At 61.8% G+C, this 15,165-nt stretch carries 13 protein-coding genes and 2 pseudogenes; 8 read left to right on the top strand and 7 right to left on the bottom strand.

The annotated features are described in order from the left end of the window. Window positions 1–195: 195 nt before the first annotated feature. Window positions 196–3,279: an excinuclease ABC subunit UvrB gene (uvrB, locus tag BSG20_RS17165; RefSeq protein WP_072376794.1), complete on the bottom strand. Its 3,084-nt coding sequence runs from the start codon at window positions 3,277–3,279 to the stop codon at window positions 196–198. Window positions 3,280–3,468: 189 nt separating this feature from the next. Here uvrB and BSG20_RS17160 point away from each other — a divergent pair, with 189 nt between their 5' ends. After that, window positions 3,469–4,128: a dihydrofolate reductase family protein gene (locus BSG20_RS17160; RefSeq protein ID WP_072376796.1), complete on the top strand. Its 660-nt coding sequence runs from the start codon at window positions 3,469–3,471 to the stop codon at window positions 4,126–4,128. 417 nt (window positions 4,129–4,545) lie between these two features. Further along, window positions 4,546–4,691 (top strand): annotated as a pseudogene (locus BSG20_RS38645) (DMT family protein); the annotation flags it as partial. Between the two features lie 88 nt (window positions 4,692–4,779). Here BSG20_RS38645 and BSG20_RS17150 read toward each other — a convergent pair. The 4 genes from BSG20_RS17150 to BSG20_RS17135 form a co-directional block, all read right to left on the bottom strand. Further along, window positions 4,780–5,112 carry an ArsR/SmtB family transcription factor gene (locus tag BSG20_RS17150; RefSeq protein WP_280142195.1) on the bottom strand — a complete coding sequence of 111 codons (333 nt, stop codon included), beginning with the start codon at window positions 5,110–5,112 and terminating at the stop codon, window positions 4,780–4,782. Further along, complete coding sequence (locus tag BSG20_RS17145; RefSeq protein ID WP_072376800.1) at window positions 5,105–5,551, bottom strand: SRPBCC family protein; 447 nt, start codon at window positions 5,549–5,551, stop codon at window positions 5,105–5,107. The genes BSG20_RS17150 and BSG20_RS17145 overlap by 8 nt, the downstream gene beginning before the upstream one ends. Before the next feature lie 71 nt (window positions 5,552–5,622). Further along, window positions 5,623–6,210, bottom strand: coding sequence for a hypothetical protein (locus tag BSG20_RS17140; protein WP_072376802.1), 588 nt, complete (start codon window positions 6,208–6,210; stop codon window positions 5,623–5,625). A gap of 3 nt (window positions 6,211–6,213) precedes the next feature. Next, window positions 6,214–6,600: an acyl-CoA thioesterase gene (locus BSG20_RS17135; protein ID WP_072376805.1), complete on the bottom strand. Its 387-nt coding sequence runs from the start codon at window positions 6,598–6,600 to the stop codon at window positions 6,214–6,216. 318 nt (window positions 6,601–6,918) lie between these two features. On the opposite strand from BSG20_RS17135, the pseudogene BSG20_RS17130 reads away from it, so the two are divergent. The 6 genes and pseudogenes from BSG20_RS17130 to BSG20_RS17110 all read left to right on the top strand — a co-directional run bounded on the left by BSG20_RS17130 (window position 6,919) and on the right by BSG20_RS17110 (window position 13,255). After that, window positions 6,919–8,739 (top strand): annotated as a pseudogene (locus tag BSG20_RS17130) (methyl-accepting chemotaxis protein). A 391-nt stretch (window positions 8,740–9,130) separates the two neighbouring features. Further along, window positions 9,131–10,792, top strand: a complete 1,662-nt coding sequence (locus BSG20_RS17125) for an alpha/beta hydrolase (RefSeq protein WP_072376807.1) — start codon at window positions 9,131–9,133, stop codon at window positions 10,790–10,792. Between the two features lie 113 nt (window positions 10,793–10,905). Continuing rightward, entirely contained in the window at window positions 10,906–11,079 is a 174-nt protein-coding gene (locus BSG20_RS36500) for a hypothetical protein (RefSeq protein WP_156139889.1), read from the top strand. 161 nt (window positions 11,080–11,240) lie between these two features. Next, window positions 11,241–11,435 carry a hypothetical protein gene (locus BSG20_RS17120; protein WP_072376809.1) on the top strand — a complete coding sequence of 65 codons (195 nt, stop codon included), beginning with the start codon at window positions 11,241–11,243 and terminating at the stop codon, window positions 11,433–11,435. A gap of 71 nt (window positions 11,436–11,506) precedes the next feature. After that, window positions 11,507–11,722, top strand: a complete 216-nt coding sequence (locus BSG20_RS17115) for a hypothetical protein (protein WP_072376811.1) — start codon at window positions 11,507–11,509, stop codon at window positions 11,720–11,722. 114 nt (window positions 11,723–11,836) lie between these two features. Then, window positions 11,837–13,255, top strand: a complete 1,419-nt coding sequence (locus tag BSG20_RS17110; protein ID WP_072376813.1) for a pyridoxal phosphate-dependent decarboxylase family protein — start codon at window positions 11,837–11,839, stop codon at window positions 13,253–13,255. 62 nt (window positions 13,256–13,317) lie between these two features. Here the strand turns inward: BSG20_RS17110 and BSG20_RS17105 are convergent, their stop codons facing one another. Beyond that, on the bottom strand, window positions 13,318–13,737 hold the full coding sequence (locus BSG20_RS17105) for a DoxX family protein (RefSeq protein WP_072376815.1): 420 nt from the start codon (window positions 13,735–13,737) through the stop codon (window positions 13,318–13,320). 110 nt (window positions 13,738–13,847) lie between these two features. Then, on the bottom strand, window positions 13,848–14,894 hold the full coding sequence (locus tag BSG20_RS17100; RefSeq protein ID WP_072376817.1) for a GGDEF domain-containing protein: 1,047 nt from the start codon (window positions 14,892–14,894) through the stop codon (window positions 13,848–13,850). Window positions 14,895–15,165: the final 271 nt, after the last annotated feature.

Genomic DNA, 15,165 nt, shown 5'->3' with positions numbered 1-15,165 from the left:
GTTGTCCGCCCGGTCCCCAGATGGCGACGGGGCGCGGCTTCGCCCTCACGCGGCTGGTTTGACCCGTGGTTTGATCCTTGCTTTGGGTTGCCGGCCCTTTGCAGTCTGCGGCGCGATGTCCATCGCGCGAAGGCCATTTTCGGTTCGGGTGAATGGATCCCGGATCAAGCCCGGGATGACGGGAAGACGGGCAGGTCAGCGCCCCGGTCGCCCGGTCTTCCCCTTTGTCCTGCCCTTGCGCTTTTGCTCGGCCGGATCCTCGTAGGAGCCAATGCCCGTCTTGCCGCGGACGAGGGGGCGCGGGTCGTCGGTGGGTCCTCGGTTCTCGCTGGGCTCGCCCGAGAATGACGACGGAGAGGGAAGCGGCGAGGCGCGCTTCTTCGTACCGATCGATTCCCCTGGCTTTTCCGGCAGCGCGCCGTTGACCGGTTTTTCGGTGCGGCCGACGGTCATTTCGTCGAGGCTGTTGCGGCGAAAGAGGCTCTTGCGCGCGGGCTCGGCGATGTCGCGGCCCATTTCGTCGAGGTCAGGCTTGCGGAAGAGGGGCGTTGCGGTGTCGGTGCCCGGGCCCATGTCGTCGAGGCCGGGCTTGGCGAAGTAGGAGGTTCCTCGCCCGCCCTCGTGTTTCGAGACGGCCCTTTGGTCCTCCTCACCATGAGGGCTCTCACTGTGGCCACGGCTCGCTGCTGCGTCCCCAGCCCGAGGGCTACCCGCTGCAGTCGCCGCTCCGTCCTCATCCTGAGGCGGTCGCGCAGCGCCCCTCGAAGGCCGAGGGCGGCCGCCTTCCATCGCCCTGGATTCTTCGCGGGCCAGAGGGTCGTCCATGGCTGCGAGTTCGACGGCCTTGAGGCGCTTGATCTCGTCGCGCAGGCGCGCGGCCTTTTCGAAGTCCAGGTCGGCGGCGGCGTCGCGCATCTGTTTTTCAAGCGCGTTGAGATGGGTCTGCAGGTTGGCGCCGACGAGGTTTCCGCCGTCCGCGAAGCCCTTGCCTGACGCACCCGAGATGTCGGCGCGGACGTGGTCGCGTTCGTAGACCGAGTCGAGGATGTCGGAGATCTTCGCCTTGACCGATTCCGGGGTGATGCCGTGTTCGGCATTGTAGGCCATCTGCTTTTCGCGGCGGCGGCCGGTTTCCTCCATCGCCCGCTTCATCGAGCCGGTGATGTTGTCGGCGTAGAGGATGACCTTGCCGTCGACGTTTCTTGCAGCGCGGCCGATGGTCTGGACCAGCGAGGTTTCGGAGCGCAGGAAGCCTTCCTTGTCGGCATCGAGGATGGCGACGAAGCCGCATTCGGGAATGTCGAGGCCTTCGCGCAGAAGGTTGATGCCGACGAGCACGTCGAAGGCGCCGAGGCGGAGATCGCGGATGATCTCGATGCGCTCCAGCGTGTCGATGTCGGAGTGCATGTAGCGGACGCGCACGCCCTGCTCGTGCAGGTATTCGGTGAGGTCTTCGGCCATACGTTTGGTGAGCACGGTGCAGAGGGTACGGTAGCCCTTGGCCGCGGTCTCGCGGATCTCGCCGAGCACGTCGTCGACCTGGCTGCGGGCGGAGCGGACCTCGACGGGCGGGTCGATGAGGCCGGTCGGGCGGATCACCTGTTCGGCGAAGACGCCGCCGGACTGATCCAACTCCCAGCCGCCTGGCGTGGCCGAGACCGCGATGGTGTCTGGGCGCATCGCGTCCCATTCCTCGAAGCGCAGCGGCCGGTTGTCCATGCAGGAGGGCAGGCGGAAGCCGTATTCGGCCAGCGTCGCCTTGCGGCGGAAGTCGCCGCGGTACATGCCGCCGATCTGCGGCACGGTGACGTGGCTTTCGTCGATGAAGACGATGGCGTTGTCGGGGACGTATTCGAACAAGGTCGGTGGCGGGTCGCCTGGGTCGCGGCCGGTGAGGTAGCGCGAATAGTTCTCGATGCCCTGACAGGAGCCGGTGGCTTCGAGCATTTCAATATCGTAGCGGGTGCGCTGCTCGAGACGCTGGGCCTCCAGCAGGCGACCGGCCTTCTCAAGCTCGACGAGGCGGCCCTTCAGCTCCTCCTTGATCGACTTGATGGCAGCGTTCAGCGTCGGGCGCGGCGTGACATAGTGCGAATTGGCATAGATTTTCACCGATTTCAGGTCGCCGGTCTTCTGACCGGTCAACGGGTCGAACTCGGTGATGGCGTCGATCTCGTCGCCGAACATGGAGATGCGCCAAGCCGCATCTTCCAGGTGGGCCGGGAAGATCTCGATCGTATCGCCGCGGACACGGAAGGAGCCGCGCTGGAAATCCATGTCGCGGCGCTTGTACTGCTGGGCGACGAGGTCGGCCAGGAGCTGGCGCTGGTCGAGCTGGTCCCCGACATTCATCTGGAAGGTCATGGCGGTATAGGTCTCGACCGAGCCAATACCGTAGATGCAGGACACGGAGGCGACGATGATGCAGTCGTCGCGTTCGAGCAGCGAGCGCGTCGCCGAGTGGCGCATCCGGTCGATCTGCTCGTTGATCGAGGATTCCTTCTCGATATAGGTGTCGGAGCGCGGGACGTAGGCTTCCGGCTGGTAGTAGTCGTAATAGGAGACGAAGTACTCGACGGCGTTATCAGGGAAGAAGTTCTTGAACTCTGAATAGAGCTGGGCCGCAAGCGTCTTGTTCGGCGCCAGGATGAGCGCCGGGCGCTGCGTTTGCTCGATCACCTTGGCCATGGTGAAGGTCTTGCCGGAGCCGGTGACGCCGAGCAACACCTGGGAACGGTCGCCGTTCTCCAGGCCCTCGACGAGGTCCCTGATGGCGGTCGGCTGGTCGCCGGCGGGCTGGTATTCGCTGTCCATTCGGATCGAGATGCCGCCCTCGGATTTCTCCGGCCGGGCAGGGCGGTGCGGCGTCCAGATCTTGCCGTTCTTGTGCAGCGGGTTGCCGCTTTCAATCAGCGCCGACAGTGCCTCGACAGTGGCGGTCACGGCGGTGCCGGCCTGCAGCGAGGCGGCCTCCTCCAGCGTCGTATCCATGCCCGCAACCGGGTTGAGGCCGGCCGCCGCGCGGGTCTTCGGGTCAGTCGAGCCGCCCATCGAGGTGCCGCGTGCGGATTTCGACGCGGCGATCTCCACTTTCTTGCGATGCTTGCCCGCCTTTGAGGCGATCTGCCGCTGGGTCTCGACGCCGGAGGCCTCCGCATCGGCTTCCAGCTGCTTCACCCAGTCGGCGACGGAACCCTCAAGAGGGGCGCCTTCAAAAGACGGCTGTGGGGCTTCCTCGAAGCCATTCGGGGCGGGAGATTTCTTCGGAGTTTTGGCCATGAGCGGAATATGGCGAGAGTCATTGCGAAAGTGAAGAGGCAAAGAGTACAAAAGGGAAACAAATGAATCGTTCGGATTTGGTAAACAGTGGCGTTCGATTTTCTCCTAACCCGCTGTCGGCTGAGGCCGCGGCTGGACGTCCTTGACATCTGAGGCGGGCTGCGAAGAGGCCCACGAAGGGGAGTAGACATGAGAAAGATCATCACAGGTGCATTCGCCAGTCTCGACGGCGTCATGCAGGCGCCGGGCGGCCCGCATGAGGACCCGATCGGCGGCTTCAAGTATGGCGGCTGGGCCGCCCCTTATTTTGACGAGGCGATGGGAGAGGCCGTGAGCGAGATGTTCGCCAATCCGTTCGATCTGCTGCTCGGCCGCAAGACCTATGACATCTTCGCCGCGCATTGGCCCTATGTCGCTGCCGACGACCCGATCGGTCCGCTGTTCGACCGGATCACCAAGTACGTCGCGACCCGTAACCCGAACCTGAAGCTCAGCTGGCAGAACAGCCAAGTGCTCTGTCACGACGTCGTCGGCGTGCTCAAGGCGCTGAAGAGCAGCGATGGCCCGGATCTCCTGACGCAGGGATCGACCGACTTCCTGCAGACCTTGTTCCAAAACGACCTGGTCGACGAACTGCATATTTCATTCTTTCCCGTTGTGCTCGGCAAAGGCAAGAGACTGTTCGGCGACGGCGCCTTTCCGGGCGCGCTGAAACTCGTCAGCTCGAAGGTCTCCGGCTCCGGCGTCACGGTGAACAAATATGTCCGAAGCGGCGACATCGTCACCGGCTCGTTCGAATTCGAGCAACCCACCGCGGCAGAGCTGGAGCGGCGCAGGAAGCTGAGCTGAGGCGGTGGGATGCCGTCTTGAACCAGATGAGGAGCAGCGGATCCCGGCGCTGCTCTTCGTTTTCCTTGGAAACGGTTTGAAGAGGTGAGTCGTGGAGGAGCTTCCGCTGATCAAAACGCGGCGCAAGGGTAAAAATTCCATTCAGAGCATGCTGATCCCGAGCGAGACGATGGTCGCCGACGAATTGCGCGCCGCCCGGCCGGGCCATCTGTCGGATATCGCGGATGTAAGGCGCGCACTCGCGGCGACGTACGGAGCGGATGCGTGCTGCCCGGTGACCGTGCACCGGCATCTGGTACGCATCAGCCATGACGACAGCGCTCCCCTTTTGGCGCCTTGTCGACCCCGAACGGCCGTTCGCTCGACGCATGGCAGGCGGGCCGGATCATATCCGCGAGAAGCTTGCCGCCGAGCGCGACGGCGCAGCTGAAGACGATCCAGGAAGTGATTCACGCTGCTCGTCTTCTCCGGTTTCTCGATGGTCTGGCTTAGCGAAACCCTGACCTGGAACCAACGTGATCGGCTTTCCCCTGATCGCGATAGGCGCATCCTTCCGCGGCTAACGGTCTGGAATTACGGGCGACTTAACGGGCGGAATGGTCCCGGTCTCAGCTCGACAAGCAAATGCTGTTCCTGCACGCCGAGGCAGATCTACCGCTCCACGAAGGCGCGAAGGCGTGCGAGGGCGTCGTCCCATTGTCGCGAGACGCTGTCGAGATAGGCGCGCATCTCGCCGATCCGATCGGGTTGGAAGGCGTAGTGGCTTTCCCGCCCGACTTTGGCGGAGCGGACCAGGCCGGCCTGTTCCAGCACGTGCAGATGCTTCGTCACCGCCTGCCGGGTGAGTGCGGTACCGACTGAAAGCCCTGATATCGAGCGTTCGCGCCCGTCGCTGAGGGTCGTCAGCAGCGACAGGCGCGTCGGGTCCCCCAGCGCGGCGAACAGGATTGCCGCGTTCCCGCGGTGGAATTCGACGTTAGCGATCGACGTATTCCTTGATGTTTTTCATCTGTTCGGCCCAGCCGCCGTCGTTCATGCGGAAGGCTTCCTCGCGTCGATGCCGCGGGACCTTGTCGAAACCCGATTCCGTGACTGTCAGGCGCGAGCCCGATGGCGTCGGCTCCAGGCGAAACTCGACCAGGGTCGGCGGCTCGCCGGAGTAGTCGACATCCGGATCGATGGCGTAGGGATGCCAGGTGAAGGAAAACAGTTCGGGCTCTTCCATGCGCTTGACGGTCGCCTGCCAGCGAATGTGCTCGTAGCCGGGGTAGGTGATGTGACCGGTCGAATTCTCGCCCGGCACGAAGGGGCCGTCCAGCTGGACGCGGAACCATTCGCCGAATTCGCGGTGATCGGTGATTGCTTTCCAGACGCGCTCGACCGGCGCATTCAGTTCGATGATCTTCTCAATGCGGTCAGACATATCAGCAACCTCCTGGTTGCCTTTCAAATCGCATATTCGCGATGAATTAGCAACCAAAAAGTTGCGAATTGTTACCCGAGGATGTCGTAGATGCGGAAGATGAAGCTGACCTGATAGACCAGATTGAGCCAGACAAAGGCCGTGTGGAAGCGGCGGTTTGCCGTCCATGCGGCGATGACACAGACGATGACATAGACGATGTTGCGCGCCGGATACTCCCAGCCGATGGAGTGCATGTGGTCGGCGCCCTTGATCGCAGTGTCGACGATGTCGACGGCGTAGGTGAGGGCGAGCGTGCCGAAGAACCAGCGCCGGCGGGAGTAGAAATACTCTTCGTAGCCGCCGTACTCGTCGAGCGAGACGGGAAAGAGCAAGGCGCAGAGCATGAAGAACAGGCAGCAGAAAGAGACGAGAAACAGGTAGATGCCGAAATGCAGCACGGGCACGGCCTGCAGCCGGTACTCCCACCACCAGATGTGGATGATGAAGAGGAACATGGAGGCCGCCCAACCGAGATGCACGACATAGGGCTTGGCCTTTCCCGGATGCTGGATGATACCGGCGATGCCGGTCAGCAGCCGCGCAAGGCTCAGCGAGATCACCATCCCCATCACCACCTTGATGTGGAGAAAGACCTCCGGCGAGGCGACCGTTTCCATGGCCTACTCCGCGGGAACTGGCTTGGGCTTTCCGCTCTCGTCGAGCGCAACCATGATGAACGTCGCCGCTGTCACCTTTTCCATGTTGTTGTAGCGGGCGCGCGTGGCCCAAGCCTCGACCGAGAGCGTGATCGAGGTGCGGCCGACGGCTTCGATCGTCGTATAGACCGACAGCGTATCGCCGATCTTCACCGGCAGGGCGAAGGCCATCTCCTTGACGGCCGCAGTGACGACACGGCCCTTGGCGCGCTCGGAGGCGGTGATGCCCGAGGCAAGGTCCATCTGTGCCATGACCCAGCCACCGAAAATGTCACCCGCCGGATTGGCGTCGGCGGGCATCGCCACGGTGCGAAGGGTCAGCGCGCCACTCGGCTTGGCGTTGTCGGTCATGCAAGGTTCCTCTTCAGCATATAGATGGCGATTCCGAAGGACCGTAGCGCAGATGCCGTTGAAGCGAAACGCGGCGCTGTCTAGAGACGGTGCGTTGGTCGCCGCACCTGCTACCATAGTTCTATGAGATCTTACCTAGCGCGGTTTGCACGGATCGTGACTTGCCAATAAAAATCAATGTTTTGCGTTGGAGAGATGCGGTGGTGGCGAACGTGCTCACGCTGCGGCAGTTCAGTAAATTCTAATTAAAGTTCACGATCCGGTAACGCTCGCATTGCAGTATTTGACTATTCTCAAATTCTGAACTGCCGGGGCTCAATGCGTAACGTCAAGATTTCCACTCGCCTCTATTCTCTCGTGGGGCTGGCGCTGACCATTCTGGTGCTCGCCATCACCTTCTTCCTCAACTATTCGCACGCGAAGCTGGAGAGCGAGCGCAAGCATGGTCTTGCGCAGATGGATGCGACGGCGATCGCCATCTTCCAGAAATACTACAAGCTGGAACAGTCCGGCGCCATGACGCGGGAGCAGGCGCAGACCGCGTCGAAGGAGGTGATTTCAGCCATGCGCTACGGCGGCAATGGCTATTTCTGGATCAACGACATGCACCCGACGATGATCATGCATCCGATCAAGCCGGAGCTGAACGGAACGGACCTGTCCCAGAACAAGGATCCGACCGGCAAGTTCATCTTCGTCCAGTTCGCCAACACCGTGAAGAAGAGTGGCGAAGGCTTCGTCGATTACTACTAGCCCAAGCCGGGCGCGGCCGATCCGGTGCTCAAATATTCTCATGTGGTCGGCTTCGAGCCCTGGGGCTGGGTGGTCGGCACCGGTGTCTATGCCGACGACCTTGCGGCGCTCTATCGCCAGAACGCGATCTGGGCCGCGGGGGCTTGCCTTATCGGCGCGATCGTGATCATCGGCGTCGCCTTCGGGATCGTACGCAGCGTGACCTCGCCGATCGCTCGGCTGAAGGGTGCGATGAACGCCATTGCCGATGAACGCGACGCCGGCGAGATCGTCGATCACGAGCGGCGTGACGAGATCGGCGCAATGGCGAAGTCCCTGCTTGTGCTGCGTGATTCCGTCCGCGAGCGTGCCCTGATGCGCGATCGCGAGAGCCAGCACCAGCTGCAGATCGAGGAGGAGCGTCGCGGCAACGATGCCAACTGGCGCTCGGCAGCCGATCGCCAGTCCTTTGCGATCCAGTCGCTCGGGGCAGGCCTGGAAAAGCTTGCCGCCGGTGACCTGACCGTGTCGATTGGCGATCTCGGCGACGATTACGCCAAGCTGCGTTCCGACTTCAACTCAGCCGTCGACGCGCTGAACGGCGTGATCCAGGCGATCGCGGAATCGACCAGTGTCGTCAACGACAGCGCCGGCAATATCAGTGCAGCCACGAACAATCTGTCGAAGCGTACCGAGCAGCAGGCGGCCGCCCTTGAAGAGACGGCGGCGGCACTCGACGAGATCACCGCGACCGTGCGGACTGCTTCGGAACGTGCGGCGGAAGCCCGCGAGATGGTGGCCGAAACCAAGACCAGCGCCGGCAAGTCGGGCGAGATCGTCCGCAATGCGGTCACCGCGATGAACCGGATCGAGGACTCATCAAACCGCATCAGCCAGATCATCGGCGTCATCGATGAGATTGCCTTCCAGACGAACCTGCTGGCGCTGAATGCCGGCGTCGAGGCGGCACGGGCAGGCGAGGCGGGTCGCGGTTTTGCGGTGGTCGCACAGGAAGTACGTGAACTTGCTCAACGCTCCGCAAACGCAGCAAAGGAGATCAAGGTACTCATCAGCACCTCGGCAAGCGAAGTCGGAAACGGAGTAACGCTGGTGCGTTCTACTGGTGATGCGCTGCTCGAAATCGAGGAGCTGGTCAATCGTGTCAACAACCATGTCGCCTCGATCGCGACGGCAGCGCGCGAGCAGGCCACGGGGCTCAACGAGATCAACACCTCGGTCAACCACATGGATCAGATGACGCAGCAGAATGCCGCGATGGTGGAGGAGACGACGGCTGCAAGCCACACACTGGCCGAAGAAAGCCGGCAGTTGAGCACCTTGCTGGCCAATTTCAGACTGCGCGCTGCCCGTGGCAATGGTGCAGGACGGATGTCCCGCGCTGCCTGATTAGTTGACTAACAGAATAGATCGAGGGTCTCCCGGGCGACGCCACGGGGGACCTTTTTCGTGATGCCTACCTGCCCGTTGCGTCCTTTGAATTTGCGCTTTCAGATAGTAACGTGCATGGCATCCGCAATTGGGGCGCCCACGAATGCTTCGATTCTCGCCTTGCTTCCCGTGCACGGGCTTGTTCGGCATCGTTTTCTGCTTGTTGTCGATCGCGGCCGGGGCGGCTTTCCTGAAGGGCAACGGATCCCTTACCGGCTTCGATACCGATGGGGACGTGTCGTTCTCCAATATCTCAACCATCTCGATTTCGCGCTGATGGGGGATGTCAAAGTCACGAACTGCAAATGGGCGGTCGTTACAGGCGCGAGAAGCAAATGAGAGGGAACGCATGAGACATTTGCTGCTGCGCCTATTCGTGTCGCTTTCGACCCCGGGGTTGGCACTTGGCTTCATTTTCTTTGCCGCGTCGCTGACGCCGAGCCTCATGCCGCGCTCCTTCTTCATTCAAGGCGCGCTGTCCGGCATCGCCGCCGCCGTAGGGTATCTTTTCGGGGTAACCTTTACCTGGCTGTGGAAATACCTGGAGCTGCCGGTCGCCAGCGGACGCAGACTGCCCGGCAACCTGATCGTTTGCGGACTTGGTGTTGTGCTGTCGGTGGTCGTCCTTTGGCGCGCTGCCGGCTGGCAGAATTCGATCCGTGACTTGTGGCACATGGAGCGCGTCGATACGGCTGAGCCTTTCAGCGTCGCGCTTGTCGCAACCGTCGCCTTCTTCGTTGCTCTTCTGATCGGTCGGCTGTTCCGGCTCACCTGTCTGTTCCTGTCGGAGTGGCTGTCGCGCTTCGTGCCGCGCCGCGTCTCGCAGTTGACCGGGGGTGTCCTTGCGATCGCCCTCTTCTGGTCTGTCGTAGACGGCGTGCTCCTGCGTGCGGCGTTGCATCTTGCCGACAGTTCATTCCAAAGGGTCGATGCGCTTCTGGAAGACGGCGTTCCTATCCCGGGCGATCCGGCAAAGACCGGAAGCGCCGCCTCGCTTGTCGCCTGGGAAGGCCTTGGGCGTCAGGGCCGCAATTTCATCGTGTCAGGGCCGACAGCCGCGCAAATCGGCGATTTCTGGAAGACGCCGGCGCGCGAGCCGCTGCGAACCTATGTGGGCCTCAACAACGCAGAAACGATCGAGGAGCGCGCAAAGCTCGCACTCGAAGAGATGAAGCGCCAAGGCGCATTCGAACGCTCGTTCCTCGTCATCATCGTTCCGACGGGAACCGGCTGGATCGACCCGGAGGCAATGGACACGCTCGAGTATCTGTGTCACGGGGATGTGGCGAGCGTCGGGCTTCAATATTCCTATCTGACAAGTTGGTTGTCGCTGCTTGTCGAACCGGAATACGGTTCGGCGTCCGCCCGGGCGTTGTTTCGCGAGGTCTACGGCTACTGGACAACGTTGCCGCGGGACGAGAGACCGAAGCTTTACCTGCACGGCCTCAGCCTTGGGGCACTGAATTCCCAAGTCTCTGCGGATATCTTCGACATCGTGGCGGATCCGTTCCAGGGGGCGTTGTGGAGCGGGCCGCCTTTTGAAAGCAAGATGTGGCGAGACGTGACGGCCGCGCGCAATCCCCAATCACCTGCGTGGTTGCCGCAGTTTCGCGACGGATCCCTCATCCGATTCACCAACCAGACGAACCAGTTGGATATTCCCGGCGCAGACTGGGGACCCATTCGCATCGTCTATCTGCAGTATGCCAGCGACGCCGTGACGTTCTTCGATCCCTATTCTTTCTATCGGGAGCCGGCATGGATGAGGCGTCCGCGCGGGCCAGATGTTTCGCCGAGCCTGCGTTGGTTTCCGGCGCTGACGATGCTGCAATTGCTGGTCGATATGGCGATCGCAACGAGCTCTCCGATGGGGTACGGCCACGTCTATGCCCCGCAACACTATATCGATGGCTGGATCGCCGTGACGGACGCGAAGATCGACCGCGAGCGGGTCAACGCTTTGAAGCAGCTGTTCGAGGAGCAGTCCGTGCAGACGGGCGAAGGCGACTAGTTATCCACAGATCGTGTTTCAAACAGGGAAACGCTGTGCGTTAACCATGTTCATTAGGCCTTCATTCAGCGTCTCGTATCAGTTTGCGCCGCAGTGGCTGGGAAACCACAGCATTGAGGCTCGAAACAATGACCTACAGCGGCTTGCTTCTTACCGCCATCGTGGCTGGTCTGATCACAATTCTGGCGGTCGGCAGTCGCCCGGCGAGCGAGGCCGCGTCCAACTGGCCGCAGATGGACGTGATGAAGACGGATCGGATCGTCACGGGCAGCGTTCCGGCGCGATAAATGAGGGCGCGTCAGTTTTGTTCTGCGCCAGCGGCGGCAGGTGCATCAAATTGGTACTTCGGACGTCTCTCAGGGAGACGTTGCGACTGATATTCAGACTCTGTTAGGTATCTCGGGGGCAAGGCCTTTTTCAACCCCGGCGGATGACCTAAGCCGAGATCATGGGAGAGAAATCAACATCCGAATCGCGGCCGTGCCTAATCGATCTGGTGATCGTGGGGGTGGCCGCGGGGCTTCTGGCCTGCCTGCTGCGCGGCGGCAACATCGGTGCGATCGCGCCGGTGGGTTTGGGAACTGCCTTGTCCTGGTATTTTTTGGGCTTCCCGATCATCAGGACAAGAAATCGCTCGCGCTAATTGGGAGTCCGAAGCAAGGGCGCGTTAATAGTAGGGGCTTAAGCGGGTTGGGTTCGTAAGGCAATTTACCCATGTATAGTTCCGATCAACGTTACGACGTCATTTGCGACCCGCTCGATCTCTGGATGGTGTGGGACAACCAGACTGAAGAGCCGGCGTCCTTCGGCGGGCAGATATTGCATGGCTTGACTGAAGGCCACGCCGTCGAGGTCGCCAAAATCATGAATGAACTCTACGGCAGCGAGAAACGAGATGCGCCCACGGCATTTCGCAGCCTCGGGGGCTGACGCTCTGAGGCCACGTCACCGGTGCGTTTAGCCGTCGGGCTGGTACCGCCACAGAGTTCAGGCTATTCTCCGCCATCGCATGCTTTGGCAGCGCGATGTGGGGAGGCGGATGCAATGGGCACGAAGGAATTGTTCTCAATCGCCGCCGATCATGCCGTGCGCTTTCGTGACACGGCCGACAGTCGCCCCCATCGTCCATTGCGTGACTATGCCACCGCCGTGGAGGCCTTTGCCGCCCCCCTGCCTGAACAGTCATCACCGATGGTCGACGTGCTCGACGAACTGGTGACGACGGCGGAGCCGGGATTGCATCTGATGACCGGCGCGCGCTTTTTCGGCTGGGTCATCGGAGGCTCTCACCCGATGGGAGTTGCCGCCGATTTTCTAACGAGCGCGTGGGGACAGAATGCCGGCAACCATACGGCGTCGCCTTCGGCGGCCGCCGCTGAAACAGTAGGCGCGCGCTGGCTGCTTCAGCTGCTTGGACTTCCCGCTGGCTGTTCTGTCGGCTTTGTCACTGGCGCGACCGTCGCGAATTTCACCTGCCTTGCGGCCGCTCGAGGCGAGGTGCTGTTACGGTCAGGCTGGGATGTCGATGCCAACGGACTGTTCGGAGCGCCGCAGATCACGGTGCTGATCGGCGATGATGCGCATACGACGGTGTTCTCCGCATTGCAGTTTCTCGGCCTCGGCCACGATCGCGTGGTGCGGATCCCGACGGATGATCTGGGGTGCATCGTGCCGGTGGCGTTCGAGCAGGCGGTTGCCGATGTCTCTGGCCCTTGCATAGCGATCCTCCAGGCAGGGCAGATCAATACAGGCGCCTGTGACGATTTCGGCAACTTGATCCCGATTGCCAAGTCGAAGGGCGCATGGGTGCATGTCGATGGGGCGTTCGGCCTCTGGGCGCAGGCCTCGGCGCGGCGGCGTCATTTAACCGCCGGCGTGGAGCAGGCGGACAGCTGGGCCACCGATGGGCACAAATGGCTGCAGACGCCCTATGATTGCGGCTATGCGATCGTGCGCGACGAACTCGCGCACCGGCGGGCCATGACCATTTCGGCGAGCTATCTGCCGTTTGCCAGCGAGGGCGAGCGCGATCCCTCGCACTATGTGCCGGAGCTGTCGCGGCGCGCGCGCGGCTTTGCCACATGGGCGATGATCAGGCATCTCGGGCGCAGCGGCGTCGAGGCCGTGGTCGACGGCGCATGCGACGCTGCGACAGGCATGGCACTGGCGCTTGCCGGGGAACCGGGAATTGCGATTGGCAACGATGTCCTCCTCAATCAGGTGATTGTGCGCTTCGGAGCGGACCTGCCGCCTGAGCAGGCCGACGAGCTCACCAAGCGAACGATCGGCGCCTTGCAGCGCGAGGGCGCTCTGTTTGCCGGCGCCGCGACATGGCGCGGCAGGCAGGTCATGCGCCTATCAGTTACCAATTACCAGACGAACGCTGCCGAAGCGGCGAAGGCGGTCGATGCGATCTTGAGAGCCTATCGGGCAGAGCGGCGCGACGCCCGTGTAACCGCATAGTGACCTGTCGTGTCGCGGTTGCGACGGGACGCATGCCAGTCGCCGTCCAGTACAGCCCGGCACTACTGCCCGCGACCCCTTAGCCAGTGATCGATTGAGAGAGTGCCGGCTCCGGCGGCGGCGAGCACGAACATGCCGCCCGCGATGGCCAGATCTTTTTCGAAATGAAGCAGTTCGTTCTGATCGCTGAAGTTGGTATGGAAAAGCGTGGCAGTTGCGACGCAAAATAGGCCCAAGGCGGAGGCGCCGATGCGGGTCAAAAGCCCGGTGGCGATGGATAGGCCGGCGCCGATCTGGAGAGCAATCGTTGCTACAAGCAGTGGAACGCTCAAACCGAATTGGGCAGCCATCTCGACGGCCCCCGAAAAATTGAGCGCCAGCGATACGCCCTCGTGCAGAAAGATCCAGGCGAGAAGCAGCCGGCCGATCAATAGCGCGATGTCGATCGCTCCTGTGCCGACCGAGAATTTGCCGTCTTCCATATGAACCTCCATGCCGCGCTGCCAACGACCTCAGGCAGCGCGCTCGCATCATAGACCAGAGACGAGGATTCGCCAGCCTTACCTCCTGAGCCCCAAGCGCGAGCAGGAGGCTAGGCAGCGTCCATCTTTGGATTGTCGATACACGCGGGAATCTCGTGGACCTGGAAGCGGTTCTTGCCGTCAGCCTTGGCCTTGTAGAGTGCAGAGTCGGCACAAACAAAGATGTTGGAGTTCATTGATGCATCGAAGAAGGCGACGCCCACGGACGCGCCGACATGCATTCTGGCGCCGTCCCGCTCGACCGAGCGGTTGAGGCAATGGACGACGGTCTCAGCGAGCGTGGCAACGCTTGCGGCGCTGTCGTAGCCGCTGACAAGGACCGCAAATTCATCGCCGCCAATGCGGGCCACGAGGTCTGCTCCCTTGCACGCTGCCAGCAGCCGCTCTGCCGTTTCCTTGAGGCACTCGTCGCCAGCTTGGTGGCCGAAGGTGTCGTTGATGCCCTTGAAGCCGTCGAGATCAATGAGCAGCAGGGCTGCGGTGCTGCCACTGATGTAGCGCAGTGGCAGGCGCTGCACGGCAGTCTGAAACTGCGCCCGGTTCGGCAGGCCCGTCAGGATGTCGAATTCGGCGAGATAGCGGATCTGGTCAAACATCATCTTTTCGGCCGTGATGTCGAGCTTCATGCCGAAGATGCGGACAGGGACATCGCCCTCACATTCGACGGTCGCCGTGATGCGGATCCAACGCGTATTGCCCTTGGGTGTCACGATCTCCGCGTCGAGCGTAAAGCCGCTCTGCTCCTGGATCGCGCGGCTGCGCAGCCGTACGAGCTCGGCAAGTGACTCGTTGGAATAGCATTTCAAGATTTCCGCGCGATCGAGATCGGCCTCGTATGGCACGTCGAAGAGATCATAGACCATCTTGGTCCAAACAAGCCGGTTGTCCGGCAGGCTGCATTCCCACACGCCGATCCGTGCGGCTTCGGATGAGCGATCGAATATCTTTCGGCTGTGGGCGAGGGCAATCGCCTGCTGTTCGAGCTGCTGTTCTTTTTCGGCGACGGCACTTTGAAGCGCCTCGATGACAGTCTGGCTGCCACGCCGGGATGGTGCCAGGCGAGCAGCGATCTTGGCGAGAGTAGCGAGGAGCTTCATGCCCGGCCCAACGGTTGACGATCCAAATCCTACAATCGTTGGAATGACTTAAGATTTCGTTCTGTCCATTGTGCAGCAAGTTGCGTTGTCGAACGAAACGATGCCCAAACCGGAACATCTGCGCGTCCGGGCAAGCGTTTCTGCCTCGGGCCTGCGTGTGCTGTTCCGGCTCGATATCGGGCTCAGACGCGGGCGGCAGCAATCCAGGTAAGCTTTCGTTCACCGTTCTTCACTAAATTTCGGCGTAAGTTTTAGATCCCTGCCGTTCCTC

This window comes from Rhizobium tibeticum (assembly GCF_900110205.1).
In the GTDB taxonomy this organism is placed as follows: Bacteria; Pseudomonadota; Alphaproteobacteria; order Rhizobiales; family Rhizobiaceae; genus Rhizobium; species Rhizobium tibeticum.
The sequence above is the reverse complement of the archived record's forward strand: the minus strand, read 5'-3'. Positions and strand labels throughout refer to the sequence as shown.

Excerpts from the sequence above, each read along its gene's own strand:
- uvrB (WP_072376794.1), bottom strand. The coding sequence starts at position 3,279 with ATGGCCAAAACTCCGAAGAAATCTCCCGCCCCGAATGGCTTCGAGGAA.
- BSG20_RS17160 (WP_072376796.1), top strand. The coding sequence starts at position 3,469 with ATGAGAAAGATCATCACAGGTGCATTCGCCAGTCTCGACGGCGTCATG.
- BSG20_RS17115 (WP_072376811.1), top strand. The coding sequence starts at position 11,507 with ATGTATAGTTCCGATCAACGTTACGACGTCATTTGCGACCCGCTCGAT.
- BSG20_RS17140 (WP_072376802.1), bottom strand. The coding sequence starts at position 6,210 with ATGGAAACGGTCGCCTCGCCGGAGGTCTTTCTCCACATCAAGGTGGTG.
- BSG20_RS17110 (WP_072376813.1), top strand. The coding sequence starts at position 11,837 with ATGGGCACGAAGGAATTGTTCTCAATCGCCGCCGATCATGCCGTGCGC.
- BSG20_RS17135 (WP_072376805.1), bottom strand. The coding sequence starts at position 6,600 with ATGACCGACAACGCCAAGCCGAGTGGCGCGCTGACCCTTCGCACCGTG.
- BSG20_RS17100 (WP_072376817.1), bottom strand. The coding sequence starts at position 14,894 with ATGAAGCTCCTCGCTACTCTCGCCAAGATCGCTGCTCGCCTGGCACCA.
- BSG20_RS17125 (WP_072376807.1), top strand. The coding sequence starts at position 9,131 with ATGAGACATTTGCTGCTGCGCCTATTCGTGTCGCTTTCGACCCCGGGG.
- BSG20_RS17105 (WP_072376815.1), bottom strand. The coding sequence starts at position 13,737 with ATGGAAGACGGCAAATTCTCGGTCGGCACAGGAGCGATCGACATCGCG.
- BSG20_RS17120 (WP_072376809.1), top strand. The coding sequence starts at position 11,241 with ATGGGAGAGAAATCAACATCCGAATCGCGGCCGTGCCTAATCGATCTG.
- BSG20_RS17145 (WP_072376800.1), bottom strand. The coding sequence starts at position 5,551 with ATGTCTGACCGCATTGAGAAGATCATCGAACTGAATGCGCCGGTCGAG.